Annotated in this window: 15 protein-coding genes and 1 other RNA gene; 10 read left to right on the top strand and 6 right to left on the bottom strand. The window is 68.9% G+C overall.

Annotation, left to right across the window (positions count from 1 at the left end; translation table 11 throughout):
• Positions 1 to 51 precede the first annotated feature (51 nt).
• Positions 52 to 1,794, top strand: a complete 1,743-nt coding sequence (locus QP166_RS09125) for an asparagine synthetase B family protein (protein WP_333915632.1) — start codon at positions 52 to 54, stop codon at positions 1,792 to 1,794.
• Here QP166_RS09125 and QP166_RS09120 read toward each other — a convergent pair.
• The 3 genes from QP166_RS09120 to QP166_RS09110 all read right to left on the bottom strand — a co-directional run bounded on the left by QP166_RS09120 (position 1,760) and on the right by QP166_RS09110 (position 5,793).
• On the bottom strand, positions 1,760 to 2,707 hold the full coding sequence (locus QP166_RS09120) for an alpha/beta hydrolase (protein WP_333915631.1): 948 nt from the start codon (positions 2,705 to 2,707) through the stop codon (positions 1,760 to 1,762). The two genes, QP166_RS09125 and QP166_RS09120, sit on opposite strands and share 35 nt — an antisense overlap.
• 685 nt (positions 2,708 to 3,392) lie before the next feature.
• The gene (locus QP166_RS09115; protein WP_333915630.1) at positions 3,393 to 4,451 is read right to left on the bottom strand and encodes a 1,9-bis(guanidino)-5-aza-nonane synthase; all 1,059 of its coding nucleotides are present in this window, start codon (positions 4,449 to 4,451) and stop codon (positions 3,393 to 3,395) included.
• A gap of 109 nt (positions 4,452 to 4,560) precedes the next feature.
• Entirely contained in the window at positions 4,561 to 5,793 is a 1,233-nt protein-coding gene (locus QP166_RS09110) for a type III PLP-dependent enzyme (protein ID WP_333915629.1), read from the bottom strand.
• Between the two features lie 149 nt (positions 5,794 to 5,942).
• Here QP166_RS09110 and QP166_RS09105 point away from each other — a divergent pair, with 149 nt between their 5' ends.
• On the top strand, positions 5,943 to 6,905 hold the full coding sequence (locus tag QP166_RS09105) for a threonine ammonia-lyase (protein WP_333917306.1): 963 nt from the start codon (positions 5,943 to 5,945) through the stop codon (positions 6,903 to 6,905).
• 348 nt (positions 6,906 to 7,253) lie between these two features.
• Here QP166_RS09105 and QP166_RS09100 read toward each other — a convergent pair whose 3' ends face one another.
• Complete coding sequence (locus QP166_RS09100; protein WP_028965652.1) at positions 7,254 to 7,910, bottom strand: alpha/beta hydrolase; 657 nt, start codon at positions 7,908 to 7,910, stop codon at positions 7,254 to 7,256.
• A 72-nt stretch (positions 7,911 to 7,982) separates the two neighbouring features.
• On the opposite strand from QP166_RS09100, the gene QP166_RS09095 reads away from it, so the two are divergent.
• The 5 genes from QP166_RS09095 (at position 7,983) to ffs (ending at position 10,966) form a co-directional block, all read left to right on the top strand.
• The gene (locus tag QP166_RS09095) at positions 7,983 to 9,047 is read left to right on the top strand and encodes a cysteine desulfurase family protein (protein ID WP_333915628.1); all 1,065 of its coding nucleotides are present in this window, start codon (positions 7,983 to 7,985) and stop codon (positions 9,045 to 9,047) included.
• Positions 9,005 to 10,123 carry a cysteine desulfurase family protein gene (locus QP166_RS09090; protein WP_443027201.1) on the top strand — a complete coding sequence of 373 codons (1,119 nt, stop codon included), beginning with the start codon at positions 9,005 to 9,007 and terminating at the stop codon, positions 10,121 to 10,123. The genes QP166_RS09095 and QP166_RS09090 overlap by 43 nt, the downstream gene beginning before the upstream one ends.
• Positions 10,120 to 10,407 carry a 2Fe-2S iron-sulfur cluster-binding protein gene (locus QP166_RS09085; RefSeq protein ID WP_333915627.1) on the top strand — a complete coding sequence of 96 codons (288 nt, stop codon included), beginning with the start codon at positions 10,120 to 10,122 and terminating at the stop codon, positions 10,405 to 10,407. The genes QP166_RS09090 and QP166_RS09085 overlap by 4 nt, the downstream gene beginning before the upstream one ends.
• 69 nt (positions 10,408 to 10,476) lie before the next feature.
• On the top strand, positions 10,477 to 10,827 hold the full coding sequence (locus QP166_RS09080) for a hypothetical protein (RefSeq protein WP_333915626.1): 351 nt from the start codon (positions 10,477 to 10,479) through the stop codon (positions 10,825 to 10,827).
• A gap of 41 nt (positions 10,828 to 10,868) precedes the next feature.
• Positions 10,869 to 10,966, top strand: an RNA gene (gene ffs, locus QP166_RS09075) — signal recognition particle sRNA small type.
• 201 nt (positions 10,967 to 11,167) lie between these two features.
• On the opposite strand, the gene QP166_RS09070 is transcribed toward ffs, so the two are convergent.
• Positions 11,168 to 11,362, bottom strand: coding sequence for a hypothetical protein (locus tag QP166_RS09070; protein ID WP_333915625.1), 195 nt, complete (start codon positions 11,360 to 11,362; stop codon positions 11,168 to 11,170).
• Between the two features lie 235 nt (positions 11,363 to 11,597).
• Here QP166_RS09070 and QP166_RS09065 point away from each other — a divergent pair, with 235 nt between their 5' ends.
• From QP166_RS09065 to QP166_RS09055, 3 genes are all read left to right on the top strand, one after another.
• Positions 11,598 to 13,235, top strand: coding sequence for a DNA polymerase III subunit gamma/tau (locus tag QP166_RS09065; RefSeq protein ID WP_333915624.1), 1,638 nt, complete (start codon positions 11,598 to 11,600; stop codon positions 13,233 to 13,235).
• A 13-nt stretch (positions 13,236 to 13,248) separates the two neighbouring features.
• Complete coding sequence (locus tag QP166_RS09060; RefSeq protein WP_333915623.1) at positions 13,249 to 13,572, top strand: YbaB/EbfC family nucleoid-associated protein; 324 nt, start codon at positions 13,249 to 13,251, stop codon at positions 13,570 to 13,572.
• A gap of 107 nt (positions 13,573 to 13,679) precedes the next feature.
• Positions 13,680 to 13,922, top strand: a complete 243-nt coding sequence (locus QP166_RS09055; RefSeq protein WP_333915622.1) for a hypothetical protein — start codon at positions 13,680 to 13,682, stop codon at positions 13,920 to 13,922.
• A gap of 155 nt (positions 13,923 to 14,077) precedes the next feature.
• On the opposite strand, the gene QP166_RS09050 is transcribed toward QP166_RS09055, so the two are convergent.
• The gene (locus tag QP166_RS09050; RefSeq protein ID WP_333915621.1) at positions 14,078 to 15,685 is read right to left on the bottom strand and encodes a DNA methyltransferase; all 1,608 of its coding nucleotides are present in this window, start codon (positions 15,683 to 15,685) and stop codon (positions 14,078 to 14,080) included.
• Positions 15,686 to 15,911: the final 226 nt, after the last annotated feature.

Raw genomic sequence — 15,911 nt, 5'->3', positions numbered from 1 at the left:
CGCGGGCGGTGACGGTGCCGTCAGTGATTGGGCGTGGAGGTTCGGCGGTGAGTGACGGCGTGGCAGCGGGGCGCGGCTGAGATGGGCGCGATCGCCGGGCTGTTCCATCCCTCGACGCCGAAGCCGGTCGATCCGGCGCGCCTCCGCGCGATGGCGGAGGCGATGGCGCATCGCGGGCCGGACGGCGCGGGCGAGTGGACCGCGCCGGGGGTCGGCTTCGCGCATCGCCGGCTGGCGGTGATCGGCGGCGCGGCGGCGACGCAGCCGGTCGCGACCCCCGACCTGCGCTATGCCGCGATGCTCGACGGGACGATCCTGAACCATGCGGCGCTGCGCACGGAGTTGCGCGGGCTGGGGCGGGTGTTCGTCGGAGACGGCGACGCGGAGGTGGTGCTGCACGGCTTTGCGGCATGGGGGCCGGCGTTGCTCGACCGGCTGGAGGGGGCGTTCGCGATCGCGGTGCACGATGCCGCGACGCAGACGCTGTTCCTCGCGCGCGACCGTTTGGGGGCCAAGCCGCTGCACCTGGCGATGCTGCCCGATGGCGCGCTGATCTTCGCGTCGGAGCTGAAGGGGTTGCTTGCGCATCCGTTGCTGCGGCGTGTGCCCGATGCGGCGGCGGTCGGGGATTACCTGACGTTGGGGTATGTGCCCGACGATGCCTGCGTGATCGCGGGGGTGGAGAAGCTGGCGGCGGGGCACTTCCTGCTGGTCGAGCGCGCACGGCCGTTGCGGGGCGCGCGGCGGTGGTGGGCGTTGCCTGACGCGGGCGAGGCGCCGGCGGAGGCGTTGCTGGCCGAGCTGCGCGCGGCGGTCGCGCGGGGTGTAGGCGAGGGGCGGCCGGTGGCGGTGCTGCTCGGCGGGCTGGGCGACGCGTCGGTGGTCGCGCTGGCGGCGGAGGCGAGCGCGAAGGCGGTGGCGACGGTCGGTGTCGGCGATGATGGCGCGGTGGCGACGCGATTTGCGACCGCGCACCGTCGAGTTGCGCTCGATGACGTGCCGGCGGTGCTCGCCGATCTTGTGGCGGCCTTCGACGAGCCGTGTGGCGATCCGGCTGCGCTGGCGGCGATGGTCGCGGCGCGGGGGAGCGGGCCGGTCGCGATGTCGGGGGCCGGTGCGTCGTTGCTGATGGAGGGCGGTCGCTGGCGGCGGTTCGCGCGGCGTGAGCGGTGGCGGCGGTTTCGGTGGACGGTGCCGGGGCTCGGCGAGGCGGCTGCGGACTATGCGCTGGCGGTCGGCGCGGCTGACGCGAGCGGGGTGTGGAGCCCGGAGGGTCGGCGCGCGCTGGGCGATGGGGATGTCATGCGGCGGTTCGCGGCGGCGTGGCGGGGTGGCGATCCGCTCGATGCGGCGATGCGCGTCGATCTGGCGACCCGACTGTCCGGGCAGGTACTGACGATCGCGGATCGCGCGGGGATGGCGGCGGGGACGGAGTGGCGGACGCCGTTCGCCGATCCGCGGCTGGTGGGGTTCGTGCTGTCGCTGCCGGTCGGGGTGCGGCGGGCGCGGACCTCGCCGCTGGTCGGGGCGATGGCGCGGCACTTGCCGGCGATGCCGGTGCCCGCGCCGGCGCCGCCGGTGTCGCAATGGCTGCGGGGAGCGCTGAGCGCCGACATGGCGCGGCTGGAGCGGTCGCGGTTGCTGGCCGAACTGGGCTGGTTCGACACGGGCCGGATCGGAGCGTGGATCGAGCGGCACCGCAGCGGGGACGATACACCCGCTGCGCTGCTGTGGCGGTTGCTGGTGCTCGAGCGAAGCCTCAGCCGGTTGTTCGGCTGGCCAGCGTCCGCTTGATGAACAGGTCGAACAATTGCGGCCAGTGCGAACCGGGCAGTTCGGGCGGGAGATAGGCGGGGCCGAAGCCGTGCCCGCCCTCCTGGAAGAAATGCGCCTCGACCGGGACGCGCGCCGCCTGGCAGGCTGCGAGCATCGCCATCGGTTGCGCGGCGGGGACGACCGGATCGTCGAGCGCATGGGTGATGAAGATCGGCGGAGTGTCGCGATTGACGCGCCGGTCGGTGTCGAAGCGCGCCGCGCCGAGCGCGCCGACGCGCATCCTGTCGCCGGTGATCACCGGGTAGACCAGCCCGGCATAAGCGGGGCGGGCGGGTTGGTCGTCGGCGGCGTCGATGCGATCATAAACGGGATCGGCAAAAGCGGTGGCGATGCTGGCGGCGAGCAGCCCGCCGGCCGAGAAGCCGACCACGCCGAGCTTTGCGGGATCGATCGCGAAACCGGCGGCGCGGGCACGGATCAACCGCATCGCGCGCTGCGCATCCTGTAGCGGCACGTCCTGCGGCTCCAGCCAGCCTTCGCCGGGGAGGCGATAGGCGAGGACGAAGACGGTCACGCCCAGCGGGTTGAAGGTCCGGGCGACGTTGATGCCCTCGTTCTCGACCGAGAGGAAGCGATAGCCGCCGCCGGGCAGCGAGAGCAGCGCGCGGCCGTCGGGGCGGTCGGGGCGGTAGACGCCGACGACCGGCTCGGCCACGCCGCGCAGGTGAAGCTCGCGACGCGGGGGCGCGCCGTTCATCTCGTTGTTCGGGGTCGGGAGGCGGCGCGGGCTGTTGGGCGGCTGCTTGGGCCAGAGTTTGAAGTGCTCGCGTGGGGGCCAGGGAGTGGTTTCCTGCGCCGCGGCCTGCGGTGTCACGGCGAGGGTGGCGAGGCCCGCCGCTCCGCCGATCAAGGCGCGTCGGTCGATTGGCATCGCTGTGTCCCTCCGTTGTTTTCGAGGGGGTTATGGCAGGTGTTGGAGAGGGGGTGCAACCGCTGGCGTCAAGCCTTGGGGTGACGGGGCTCGGATGTGCTGGTCTTCGTGAGAGCCGTTACGTCAGAGGTTCTGGATTCCCGCCTTCGCGGGAATGACGGGAGGGGAGGAGACGGCTGCTTCCTCTGTTTTCGAGAGGGTTGTGGCTGGGGGTGGCGAAGGGGTGCCGTCATCCCTGCGGAGACGGATCTACCGGAGGTCTTCCCAGAACCGTGCCCCGGCGCAGGCCGGAGTCCAGTTGGGTGACGTGTCGCTTAGTTCGTGGGGTCCCCCAACTGGGCCCCGGCGTCCGCCGGGGTACAGCAAGAGGGATTTCGCGGCGGCCTTCGCCTTCGCGGCAATGCCGGAGGGGAGGTCACGGCTGCTTTCTCTGTTTGCGGGAGGGCTGTGGCGGGGTTGGCGAAGGGGTGCTGTCATCCCTCCCGAGACGGGGTCTGCCGGAGGCCCTCCCCGAACCGTGCCCCGGCGCAGGCCGGGGTCCAGTTGGGTGACGTGTCGCTTGGTTCGTGGCGTCCCCCAACTGGCCCCGGCCTCCGCCGGGGTACAGCAAGAGGGATTGCGCGGCGGCTTTCGCCTGCGCGGGAATGACGAAGGGGAGAGTGTCGTCCACTCTCCCCCGTGCGTCTTACTTGTCGTCGAATAGCGTCGCCCACTTGCGGGTCGGGCGGTCCTTCCACAGGCCGCGGTGGTAGGCGTCCGAGGCGAGGAGCGGCATGACCGAGCCGGCTTCGGCGAACACCATCTGCTCGATCCCGGTGTTGACCTTGCCCCAGCTGGCCGCTTCCTGCAGCGTCGAGGACGAGCACGCGCCGTCGCGGACGTCGGCGACGGTGATCTGCACCGCGTACTTGTGCACCTCGACGTCCTCGTGACCGAGGATCTCGGCGCAGACGACGGTATCCTGGATGAAGTTCTTCGGCACGCCGCCGCCGATCATCAGCAGGCCGGTCGTGCCGGCCTTGATCTTGATGTCGGTCAGCTCGCGGAAGTCCGCGACCGCGTCGATCATCAGATACGGCTTGCCTTCCTTGGCACGGTCGACCTGATGCTTGACGAGGCCGAAGCCGGCCGAGCTGTCGACGAACGCCGGGCAGAAGATCGGCACGTCATGCTCATAGGCGAGCTTGACGAGGCTGTTCTCCTTCTTCCCGTGCTCGACGAGGTACTTGCCCATCTCGCGGATGAAGGCGCGCGACGAATAGGCCTTCGGCTCGACCTGGTTGCAGATCTCGTAGATCGTGTGGTCGCAGTCCTGAAGCTGCTCCTCGTCGATATACGTGTCGTAGATGCGGTCGATGTAGAGCGAGCGCAGCGTATCGTCGTCGGGCACTTCGAGCGCCTGATAATGCTTGTGGCCCAGGCCCTCGAAGAAATCCATGTCGACGATGGTGGCGCCGGTCGCGACGATCACGTCGACCATGTTGTTGCGGACCAGTTCCGCATACAGGTCCATGCAGCCGCCGGCCGAGGTCGACCCGGCGATGACGAGGACGACGGTGCAGTCCTTGTCGCCCAGCATCTGGTTGTAGATCTTCGTCGCGCGGCCGAGGTCGCGGCTGGTGAAGCTCATGTCGCTCATCGCGTCGACGATCGGGCGAGCGTCGAAGCTCTTGATGTCGATGTGCTTGACCTGCTTCGACAGCAGTTCCGCCTTGCGATGGTCGTTGATCTTGGTGTCGGTCATGGGGGCTCCCACAGGGAAATACACGTCGTTCAATGGGGACGCGAAGACCCGAACGATGACGGCGTGCGGGATGTCCGCACGCCGTCATCGGATCACTGAAGTCGTAACGTTACAGCTTCACGACGTTGCCGGTAACCTGCTGCGGCAATGCGATGTAGAGCGACTCCATCGGCTCGTCGGTGGCGACCACCGTCTCGTCCGAGGTGAAGCCGTTGAACGCGGTCCGCATCGCGGCGCCATAGGCCCCGAGCATCCCGATCTCGACATAGTCGCCGACGGTCACATCCGCCGGAAGCGGGAACGGACCGGGCATATAGTCCATGTCGTCGCAGGTCGGACCCCAAAGGCTGAACGCATGATCGCGGACGGTCGACTCGGGTTCGCGCAGCAGCGCGACCGGGTAGCGCCAGCCGATGTGCGCGGCGTCGAACAGCGCGCCATAGGCCCCGTCGTTGATGTACAGTTCCTCGCCGCGGCGACGCTCGACGCGCACCACGACCGAGCTGTACTCGGCGCTGAGCGCGCGACCCGGCTCCGCCCAGAGCTCGGCCGAATAGCTGATCGGCAGGCTCTCGAACGCGCGGTGGATCGTCTCGAAATAACGCTCCAGCGGCGGCGGGGTCATGCCCGGATAGACCGAGGGGAAGCCACCGCCGACGTCGATGACGTCGACCGTCACCGCCGCCGCGACGATTGCCTGGCGCACGCGCTCCATCGCCTGTGCATAGGCATCCGGAGTCATCGCCTGCGAGCCGACGTGGAAGCAGATGCCGAGCGCATCGGCAACCTGACGCGTAGCGAGCAGCAGCTCCTTGGCCTCGTCCGGCGCGACGCCGAACTTGGCGCCCAGGCTGAGTTTCGAATGCTCCGACGAGACGCGCAGCCGCACGCACAAGGTAAGGTCCGCAGCGCCGCGGGTGGCACGCACGATCTTCGCCAGCTCTTCCATGCTGTCGAGCGAGAAGGTGCGGACACCGTGCGTGAAATACGCCTCGGCAATCGCTTCCTCGGCCTTGACCGGGTGCATGAAGCACAAGGTCGCGTCCGGCAACGTGCGCGCGACCAGACGGACCTCGGCGATCGAGGCGACGTCGTAGGTCGTCACACCATTGTCATAGAGCGTGCGTAGCAGCTCCGGGCTCGGGTTCGCCTTGACCGCATACATGGTCCGGCCCGGAAACTTCTCCGTAAAGAAGCGGGCGGCCCGTGCCGCGGCGTGCGGACGAACGATCGTCACCGGCTGAACCGGCTGACGAGCGGCGATGTCGATGGCCCCGGCGACGTGATCGGCGGAAACGGTCGAGAGGGGCGCTAACCCCAGCGCGCGATGATGCTGGTGCAACTCAAGGGACCTCCAATTGCCTTTCGGCATACGGTGACAAAAAGCTGCCTTGCGGTTGGAAGTCCCATGGGGCAGCGGAGGCGCGAAATATGATCGCTGGACGTGGATGTAAAGTGTCCATTGCGACGAAAGGTTCAATTGTGACGATTATGCGACAGCCGACCCGCGCCGGGGTGCGCGATGCCGCGGCCAAGGTGGCGGCGGTGCTCCCACCGACGCCAATTTTTTCGCCAGAGATCAACGGGTTGGACGTCGCTTTCAAGGCGGAGTGTCTTCAGCCGGTCGGGGCGTTCAAGGTACGCGGTGCATGGCATCGGCTGACCGCTTTAAGCGACGAATCGAGGCAACGCGGCGTCGTGGCGTTCTCGTCGGGCAATCATGCGCAGGGAATTGCGTGGGCGGCGAAGCAATTGGGTATTTCGGCAACCGTCGTCATGCCCTCCGACGCGCCTGCCGCCAAGCGCGAGTCGACGCTGGCGCTGGGGGCGGAGGTGGTGCCGTACGACCGCGCGACCGAATCGCGCGAGACGATCGCGGCACGGCTGGCGGAGGCGCGCGGTGCGACGTTGGTGCCGAGCTTCGACGATCCATGGGTGATCGAGGGGCAGGGTAGCGCCGGGATCGAGGCGGCGGCGCAGATGGCGGCCGCGGGGTTCGGCGCGCCGCGGCATGTCGTGGTGCCATGCGGTGGTGGCGGACTGGCGGCGGGGCTCGCGCTTGCACTCCCCGAGGCGCGGGTGACGGTGGTCGAGCCGGAGGGCTGGGACGACATGCGCCGCAGCCTAGAGGCGAGCTGGATCGAGCCGGTCGGCGACGCGCCGCCGCCGACGGCGTGCGATGCGTTGCAGACGACCCGCGTCTCGCCGCTGACGTTCGAAGTGCTGGCGCGGCGCGATGCGACCGGGGTGGCGGTGAGTGAGGCGGAGGTGCGGGCGGCTCAGCGCTGGGCCGCGGCGCATTTGCGGCTGGTGGTGGAGCCGGGGGGCGCGGTGGCGCTTGCGGCGGTGCTGGCCGGGCGGGTGGCGGTCGAGCCGGGGACGCTGGTGATGCTGTCGGGTGGGAACGTCGATATGGCGGACTATGCGCGGGTGCTGGCGGGAGACGGGGCGTGAACGCTGCTGCGCTGAACGGGATCGCGGCGGTCGCGCCGGCGGTGGCGATGCTGGCGGCGTTCGCCTGCGCGATCGGGGGGCGCATCTGCTGGTGAAGCGGCGGCAGCGGCTGAAGGGCGTGCTGATGCTGGTGATGGCCGCGGTGCTGGTGGGGAATGTGTTGATCTGGACGGTGTGAGGGGGCATTCAAGTGCCGCTTCGCAAGCGGCCACCCACACCCGGCCCCTCCCTTTTAGGGAGGGGAGTTGAGAACGCGGGCAAAGCCCGCGTCGTCGGTCGGCGCTGGGCGCCGCCGGCCGGTGCGCCGCGGAAGGCGGGCGCAGGCGAGCGCCTGCGCTTCCGCGCGGCTCACTTGATAGGCGAGTTCGGATCGAGCCGCATGTCGAGGTAGTTGTCGACCGACTTCATCAGGTCGTCCATCTCGTGCTCGAAGAAGTGGTTGGCGCGCGGGATCACGTCGTGGTGGATCGTGATGTGCTTCTGCGTGCGCAGCTTGTCGACCAGCTTCTGCGAGGCGAGCGGGGTGGCGACCTCGTCCTCCGCGCCCTGGATGATGATCCCCGACGACGGGCACGGCGCGAGGAACGAGAAGTCGAACAGGTTCGCGGGCGGCGCGATCGAGATGAAGCCGCGGATCTCCGGACGGCGCATCAGTAGCTGCATCGCGATCCACGCGCCGAAGCCGAAGCCCGCGACCCAGGTGGTCTGCGCTTCCTGATGGAAGCTCTGCACCCAATCGAGCGCGGAGGCGGCGTCGGACAATTCGCCGATGCCGTTGTCGAACGTGCCCTGGCTCTTGCCGACGCCGCGGAAGTTGAAGCGCAGCGTCGCGAAGCCGCGGCGCTGGAAAGTCTTGTAGAGTTCCTGCACGATCTTGTTGTTCATCGTGCCGCCCGCGTTCGGGTGCGGGTGGAGGATCATCGCGACGGGCGCGCGCGGGCGCGGGGCGGGGGCGAAGCGCCCCTCGATGCGGCCTTCGGGTCCGGGAAAGATGACTTCTGGCATGATGACCTTGTGCTTGGGCAGGCAGCCGTTGGGGACGGCAGGAAGCGCGCTATATAGGCCCGAACGCCAAAAATGGAATGTGTCTTGACCGAGCCGCTGTATCTCGACCACGCCGCGACGACTCCGATGACCCGCGCGGCCGTGCAGGCGGTGCGGGACGGGATGGCGATGTGGGCCAATCCGTCCTCGCCCCACGCCGCCGGGCGCGCGGCGCGCGCGGCGCTGGAGGCGGCGCGGGGGCGGATCGGTGCGGCTTATGGCTGGTCGGGCGAGGTGTTGCTGACGAGCGGGGCGAGCGAGTCGCTGGCGATCGCGCTCGCTCGCTGCACGGCGCGGCGGCGGATCGTGTCGGCGGTGGAGCATGATGCGGTGCTGCGCGCTGCGGGGCGGGCCGATGTGGTGCCGATCGATGCGCTGGGGCGGGTCGACCCGGCGGCGCTGGGCGACGTGGCGGATGCGCTGGTGGCGGTGCAATGGTGCAACAGCGAGACAGGGGTGCGGCAGCCGATCGCGGCGATCGCGACGGCGGTGCATGAGGGTGGCGGGTTGTTGCTGGTCGATGCCGCGCAGATGCCGGCGTTGGACGAGCTGGCGGCGGTCGCGGACTTCGTCGCGGTGTCGGCGCACAAGAGGGGCGGTCCGCCGGGGACGGGCGCGCTGCTGGTGCGCGATGTCGCGACCTTGCATCCGAGCGGTGGGCAGGAGCGCGGCTATCGGCCGGGCACCGAGAATTTGCCGGGAGTGCTCGGCCACGCTGCGGCGCTGGACGAGGCGGAGCCGGATCATGGCGTCCGCCGGGCGCGGCTGGATGATGCGATCCGGCGGTCCGGGGGGATCGTCGTCGCTGAGGAAACTGCGCGGCACCCGGCGATCGGCGCATATCGGATGCCGGGCGTGGCGTCGGCGGCGCAGCTGATCCGCTTCGACATGCAGGGGATCGCGGTGTCGGCGGGGAGCGCGTGCGCGAGCGGGAGCCTGAAGCCGAGCCATGTGCTGCGCGCGATGGGGTGGAGCGAGGAAGCGACGCGCGAGGTGGTGCGGGTGAGCTTCGGGCGGACGACGACCGATGCGGATGTCGAGCGCTTCATCGCGGCATGGCGCGGGGTGGCGCGGGCGACCGGCCGGTTCGCGGCGTGACCTATCTCGATTATCAGGCGACGACGCCGCTCGCACCCGAAGCGCTCGATGCGATGCTCCCGTGGTTGCGCGACCAACATGCCAATCCGCACTCGCCGCACCGCGCCGGACGTGCGGCGAAGGCGGCGGTCGAGATGGCGCGCGCGCAGGTCGCGGGGCTGCTGCCCGCGGGCGGGCGCGTCGTGTTCACGAGCGGGGCGACCGAGGCGCTCAATTGGGCGATCAAGGGCGCAAGCGGCGCGATCGTGACGCAGGCGACCGAACATGCCGCGGTGCTCGACACCGTGGCGGCGAGCGGGCGCGCGAACGTGTTGGTGCCGGTCGACAACGACGGGCGGGTCTCGCCGGACGCGGCGGCGGCGGCGGTGCACGAGACCGGCGCGCGACTGGTCGCGGTGATGCTGGTCAACAACGAGATCGGGACGATCCAGCCGGTCGCGGAAATCGCGGCGGCGGTGAAGCCGCTGGGCGCGATGCTGCTGTGCGATGCGGTGCAGGGGTTCGGCCGCATCGCGATCCCGGACGGGTGCGACATGGTCGCGGTGTCGGCGCACAAGATCTACGGGCCGAAGGGGATCGGTGCCTTGTGGATACGCGACGGCGTGACGCCGACGCCACTGCTGCATGGCGGCGACCAGGAAGGCGGGCGATCGGGGACGTTGAGCCCGGCGTTGTGCGCTGGCTTCGGCGCGGCGGCGGCCTTGGCGAAGACGCGGATGGCGGAAGATGCGGCGCAGGCGGCGCGATTGTTCGCGGTGGCGCGGGCGCGGCTGGCGGGGTGGACGCTCAATGGCGCCGACGGCCAGCGCTGGCCGGGCAATGTGAGCGTGCGCCGCGACGGGGTGGATGTCGCGCGGTTGATGAGCGACGTGCGCGATGTGGCGTTCTCGGCGGGGTCGGCGTGCGCGAGCGGGTCGGGGCGGACCAGCCATGTGCTGCGTGCGATCGGGCTGAGCGATGCGCAGGCGCGCGCGACGATCCGCATCGGCTTCGGTCGCTATACGCACGAGGATGAACTGGTGGCCGCGCTCGACCGGCTGGTGGCGGCGGCGAATGCGCAGAAGGTGGCGGCATGAAGGTGATCTTCGACGGCGAGGAACGCGCGGCGACCGCAGGCGAGCGATTGCTCGATGTCGCGCGGCGCAATGGTCTGCCGCTGGAGGGGACGTGCAATGGCGATCTGGCGTGCGCGACCTGCCATGTGATCGTCGATGCCGAGTGGTTTGCGCGGTTGCCGGCCGCGCGCGAGGAGGAAGAGGACATGCTCGACCTGGTCGCCGACGCTCGGCGGACCAGCCGGCTGGCGTGCCAGATCGTGCTGACCCCGGCGTTCGACAAGCTTTCTGTTAGCTTACCATAGGGTTCAGGGTCGGTGCAGCGCCACCGGAGCATCTTGCACACAGGGCAGGGGATTTCGGGAGTAGAGCGTATGAAACTGATGACCTTGAGCTTCGCGGGCCTGATGGCCGCCATGACGCTGGTGCCGACTGCGGCATCCGCGCAGCCGGGACCGCGGCATCACTGGGACGATCGGCGCGGCTGGGACGACCGGCGTGACGACCGGCGCGGGTATGACGACCGGCGTGAATGGCGCGGCGATCGCGGTTGGCGTGGCGACCGCGGCTGGCGCGGCGACCGCGGGTGGCGCGACAATCGCGGCTGGCGGGACAATCGCTATGCATGGAACGGCTATCGCGGCGGGCCGCGTACGCGGACGGTCTGCCAGTGGGTGGACGGCTATTATGGTCCGCAGCGGCAGTGCTTCCGCGTCCGTCGCTAAGCTGACGGCTTGATCCGTCCGCCCGACTTCGCCATAGGGCGCGTGGGAGTCGGGCGGACGTGGTCGTCGCCAACTTGGTCAGGTCCTGACGGAAGCAGCCACAACGATTTCGCCGCGGGTCGTTCCGGCTCCCACCGCGTAGCCAGCGAGAGAGCGGCAGTGACGCTCCACGCTGGCAAGCGCGGCCGGCGGGGCGCAGCTCCGGCCGACGGCGCGGCTTTGCCGCGGCGGTTTTGCTCTTCGGACACATCGGCGTTTGGTTTGGCGGCGAGCGGATCGCAGGAATGCGCAGACATGGGCCCCTGCCTTCGCAGGGGCGACGGTGGTTGCGACAGGTCGCCTACATCGATGGCAGGCCGATCAGCTTGCCCTTCGTCTTTGCCTCTTCTTCCAGCGCCTTGACGCGCTTGGCGATGATCGGGGCGATTTCTTCCTCGATCGCCTTGCGCTCAGCCGGTGACATCGCGGCCAGCCCCTCTTCGGTCAGGCGGTTCTCCTTCAGGACATCGCGGCGGATGCGCTGTTGCGGCGTCATCCGCGCTTCCTTGCGGAAGGCGTCCATGACGTCGGCGAACGAGGCGCCGCCGGCCTTTGCGGGCTGCGATGTCGACGTGCCGGTGATGGACGACGCCGTCGTCGTGCCGGTAATGCTCAACATGTCGATGATCCTGCCTGCCTGAAGGCACGATGATGCCGTGACAGGGTTAATGAAACCTCCTCGCTTCAGGAGGCTTCGACAAGCCGTCCGCGCGCTCCTATATCCCATGGCAATGTCCGACTCTCTCGACCTCGGTACGCCGCCGCAGCCTGCGGCAAGCGCGCAGCCTTATCGCGTGTTGGCGCGCAAATACCGGCCGCAGACCTTCGCCGCGCTGATCGGGCAGGACGCGATGGTTCAGACGCTGGGCAATGCGATCAAGCGCGACCGGATCGCGCACGCCTTTCTGCTGACCGGCGTGCGCGGGGTCGGCAAGACCTCGACCGCACGGCTGATCGCGAAGGCACTCAATTGCGTCGGACCCGATGGGCAGGGTGGCGCGACGATCGATCCGTGCGGGGTGTGCGAGCCGTGCCGGGCGATCGCCGAGGGGCGGCATATCGACGTGATCGAGATGGACGCCGCCAGCCATACCGGCATCGATGACGTGCGCGAGATCATCGAGGCGTCGCGCTATGCCGCGGTCTCGGCGCGCTACAAGATCTACATCATCGACGAAGTCCATATGCTGTCGAAGGCGGCGTTCAACGGGCTGCTCAAGACGCTGGAGGAGCCGCCGGCGCATGTGAAGTTCCTGTTCGCCACCACCGAGGTGAACAAGGTGCCGGTGACGGTGCTGTCGCGCTGCCAGCGGTTCGATTTGCGGCGCATTCCCGCGCAACTGCTCGCCGAGCATTTCGGACGCGTCGTCGCGGCGGAAGGTGCGCAGGCCGATCCCGAAGCGCTGGCGCTGATCGCGCGCGCGGCGGAAGGGTCGGCGCGCGACGGGCTGTCGATCCTCGACCAGGCGATCGCGCACGCCGATCTCGAAGGCGGGGGCGTGCGTGCCGAGGCGGTGCGCGAGATGTTGGGGTTGTCGGACCGCAACGCGGTGCGCGACCTGCTCGCGTTGGTGCTCGCCGCCGATGCGCCCGGCGCACTCGCCGCCTTGCGCCGGCAATATGATCTCGGGGTCGATCCGTTGGGCGTGATGCGCGCGCTGCTCGAGGCGGTGCATGGCGTGACTCAGGTGAAGGTCGGTGCGCCCGACGATGCCGCGCAGCCGGCCGAGGAGCGCGCGGCCTATCGCGACTGGGCGGGGAAGCTGTCGTTCCCGGCGCTGCACCGGCTGTGGCAATTGTTCCTGAAGGGGCATGAGGAGGTCGGGCGCGCGGCGCTGCCGATCGAGACCGCCGAGATGGCGATCCTGCGCGCGATCCATGCCTCGACGCTGCCCGATCCGGGCGAACTGGCGCGACGGCTGGCAGCGGGGGACGTGCCGACGGCGGCGCCGAGTGCGCCGGTGGCGCCTGCCGCGCCGCCGACGCCCGAGGATCGCGCGCCCAAGGAGTTTGCGGGGGTGCTTGCCTTGCTTGATGAGCGGGGCAAGCTCGACCTGCTGGTGCGGTTGCGGCGTGGCGCGAGCCTCGTGCGCTACGCCCCGCCCGAGATCGTGTTCAGCGGAACGCGGCCGTTGTCGACCGACACGCTGACCGAGCTGGCGGCGGTGCTGCGCGAGACGACCGGGATGCCGTGGAAATTGGCAATGGCCGACCTGCCCGGCGCGCCGACGATGTTCGAGGCCGAGCAGGACGTGGTGCAGGCGCGACATGACGCGGCGCGCGCGCATCCGATCGTCGCCGCCGCCTTCGATGCCTTTTCGGGCGCCGAGCTGATCGATCCGAAACCCGCGCAGCGAAGTATTACATGATGGGGAGTATTACATGAAGGATCTCAACGACATTCTGGCGATGGCCCAGAACGTTCAGAACGAACTGCAAAAGGCGCAGGACAGCCTCGACACGATCGAGGTCGAGGGCGTTGCCGGCGGCGGGCTGGTGAAGGTCAAGGCCTCGGCCAAGGGGCGGATCATCGCGGTGGCGCTCGACGTTTCGCTGATCGTCCCGTCAGAGAAGCAGATGCTCGAGGATCTGATCGCGGCGGCGCTGAACGATGCGCGTGCGAAGGCGGATGCGGCGTCGTCGACCGAGATGTCGAAGATGACCAGCGGCCTGCCGCTGCCGCCGGGGTTCAAGCTGCCGTTCTGATCCGGTTCGGGACAGGCCCAAGATTGGGACAGGGCAAGTAATTCCGGTAACGGAACATTGCCGGGACGGTCGCATTCATGGCTCCACCAAAGCAAAGGGAGAGAGCTATGAGTGACGATCGCGTAACGCAGACCCCGCACACCACGATCATCGAGCGTCGCGGTAGCGGCGGCGGGTTGCTGATCGGGCTGGCGGTGCTGATCGTGGTGGCGGTCGCGGCCTATTTCATGATCGCGCGCGGCGACAGCGAGACGGCCAAGAACAATGCGATCACCTCGGCGGCGAAGAGCGTCGAGAGCACGGCGGACAAGGCCGGGTCGGCGATCGACGGGGCGACCGACAAGAAGTGATGGCTTCGCTCGGTTCGGTCTCCGGACCTGATCGAACCGCTGCGATTTTTCGAACCGTTCCCCGGCGGAGGCCGGGGTCCAGTTGGGCGGCGTTTCGACTCGTCACGAGCGTGTCCCAACTGGGCCCCGGCCTTCGCCGGGGGAATGGACGACATTTAGAGCAACGACGCTTGCCGCGAGCCGCTCTCGCGCGGGGCCTGGCGGAAGGCGGCGGTGGCGTCGACGTAGGGCAGGTCGGGGCGGCGGCCCTTGAACAGTTCGGCGAGCGTGATGATCTGGAGGCGCGGATAGCTTTTGCCCGTGACCTCGGAGGTGAAGCGGCCGGCGGCGGCGGCTTCCTTTTCCATCGGGCGCGATGGCGCGACCTTGGTGACGAAGACCGCGGCGGCGGCTTTCTCGCGGATCATTGCGGAATGCAGGTCGCGGACCATCGTCACGCCGACATGATCCCCGCCCTTTACCGAGACCAGCGCGCGCTCGGTGCGGCGACCGTCGGGCTTGAAATAGATGATCCCATCAATGCCGCCATCGGCACCTTTCCTGCGCCCGCCGTACGGCATGGCGTCGACCATCGACACCGCCCACCATTGGAACTGATATTTGTCGCGACGCGCGAGGTCCTCGGCGGATGCGAGGTCCTTGAGCGTGCCCTCGACGGTGAACGACACGCCGGGGAAGGCGGCCTGCATCCGCTTTTCGATCAGCGAGATGGCGAGATGGGTGACGTCGATCCCGATCCACTGCCGGTGGAGCTTCTGCGCGGCATGGACCGCGGTGCCGCAGCCGCAGAACGGGTCGAGCACGACATCACACTCGTTTGACGACGCGGCGATGATCCGCTCGAGCAGCGCGATCGGCCTTTGCGTGGGATAGCCGAGCCGCTCCTGCGCCTGCGAGTTGAGCGCGGGGATGTCGGCCCATAACGCCTGCACCGGCATTCCCTTGGCCTCGTCGAGATAGCGTTTGAGCCGGATGCCGCCGCTGCGCGTGAAGTGGAGCCGGCCCTCGGCGTCGAGGCGACGCATCGTTTCCTCGGGCATCCGCCACAGCGAGGTCACGCCCTTATAGTCGTAGGTATAGCCGCCGCCCGACAGCCCCTTGGCGGTGAGGTTGTCGTCCATCCAGCGGCGACCGTCGGGGTCGCGCTGGCGGAAGCGGGCTTCGTATTCCGCGTCATAGGCGGTGTAGGGCGGGTGCCAGACGTATTCCGCACCTCGTGTGTAGAAGAGCAACGTGTCGAGGTTGCGGCCCCAACGGCCGCCGTCGGCATGGGCGGTGGTTCGTTTCCAGATGATCTCGTTGCGGTAGCGATCGGCACCGAACACGCCGTCGAGCAGCAGCTTGAGGTAATGGCTCGCGGTGGAATCGCAGTGTAGGTAGAGGCTGCCGGTCGGCTTGAGCACCCGGTGCAACTCGATCACGCGCACCGCCATCATCGCCAGATAGGCCATCATGTCGTTGTCGCCGAGGAAGCTGCGCATCGCGTTCAGCAGGTCGAACGCCTTGGTGTGGCCGCTGCGCGCGACGTGGTCGAAGGCATCCTCGGCGCGGTCGTTCCAGCGCCACGTGTCCTCGAACGCCTCGATCTGTGCGTCCGCGGTGTCGCCGGTCGGTGAGCGGAAGAGGATGTTGTAGCTGGCGTTCGAGTTGAAGGGCGGATCTAGGTAGACGAGGTCGATCGTCGCATCGCCGATCTCGCGGCGGAGCACGTCGAGGTTGTCGCCGTAATACAGGTGGTTGGTGGGTCGATTCGCGCTGGACATGCGCGCGACTGGAGCGGGGCGGGGGGCGATTGTCGCGGCGAGGTGGGGCCGTTTTGACGGTATGCGGCCGAACGCGTCGAAAACGGATCAATCTGCCACGACCGACGTCCTCCTCGCGGAGGGGAACCTCTGCGAAACCCTGCTTCCCGTTCCCCGGCGAGGGCCGGGGTCCAGTTGGGGGACGCTCGTAACTATCCGAGAACCCATCGTAACTTGACCCCGGCCT

It is taken from the genome of Sphingomonas sp. LR60, assembly GCF_036855935.1.
GTDB lineage: Bacteria > Pseudomonadota > Alphaproteobacteria > Sphingomonadales > Sphingomonadaceae > Sphingomonas.
This window is presented reverse-complemented; position numbering and strand designations above follow the sequence as displayed.

What these genes read in the sequence shown, in the direction of transcription:
- QP166_RS09120 (WP_333915631.1), bottom strand. Translation starts at nt 2,707, where the DNA reads ATGCCAATCGACCGACGCGCCTTGATCGGCGGAGCGGCGGGCCTCGCC.
- QP166_RS09115 (WP_333915630.1), bottom strand. Translation starts at nt 4,451, where the DNA reads ATGACCGACACCAAGATCAACGACCATCGCAAGGCGGAACTGCTGTCG.
- QP166_RS09105 (WP_333917306.1), top strand. Translation starts at nt 5,943, where the DNA reads ATGCGACAGCCGACCCGCGCCGGGGTGCGCGATGCCGCGGCCAAGGTG.
- QP166_RS09100 (WP_028965652.1), bottom strand. Translation starts at nt 7,910, where the DNA reads ATGCCAGAAGTCATCTTTCCCGGACCCGAAGGCCGCATCGAGGGGCGC.
- QP166_RS09095 (WP_333915628.1), top strand. Translation starts at nt 7,983, where the DNA reads ATGGAATGTGTCTTGACCGAGCCGCTGTATCTCGACCACGCCGCGACG.
- QP166_RS09090 (WP_443027201.1), top strand. Translation starts at nt 9,005, where the DNA reads ATGGCGCGGGGTGGCGCGGGCGACCGGCCGGTTCGCGGCGTGACCTAT.
- QP166_RS09085 (WP_333915627.1), top strand. Translation starts at nt 10,120, where the DNA reads ATGAAGGTGATCTTCGACGGCGAGGAACGCGCGGCGACCGCAGGCGAG.
- QP166_RS09080 (WP_333915626.1), top strand. Translation starts at nt 10,477, where the DNA reads ATGAAACTGATGACCTTGAGCTTCGCGGGCCTGATGGCCGCCATGACG.
- QP166_RS09070 (WP_333915625.1), bottom strand. Translation starts at nt 11,362, where the DNA reads ATGACGCCGCAACAGCGCATCCGCCGCGATGTCCTGAAGGAGAACCGC.
- QP166_RS09065 (WP_333915624.1), top strand. Translation starts at nt 11,598, where the DNA reads ATGTCCGACTCTCTCGACCTCGGTACGCCGCCGCAGCCTGCGGCAAGC.
- QP166_RS09060 (WP_333915623.1), top strand. Translation starts at nt 13,249, where the DNA reads ATGAAGGATCTCAACGACATTCTGGCGATGGCCCAGAACGTTCAGAAC.
- QP166_RS09055 (WP_333915622.1), top strand. Translation starts at nt 13,680, where the DNA reads ATGAGTGACGATCGCGTAACGCAGACCCCGCACACCACGATCATCGAG.
- QP166_RS09050 (WP_333915621.1), bottom strand. Translation starts at nt 15,685, where the DNA reads ATGTCCAGCGCGAATCGACCCACCAACCACCTGTATTACGGCGACAAC.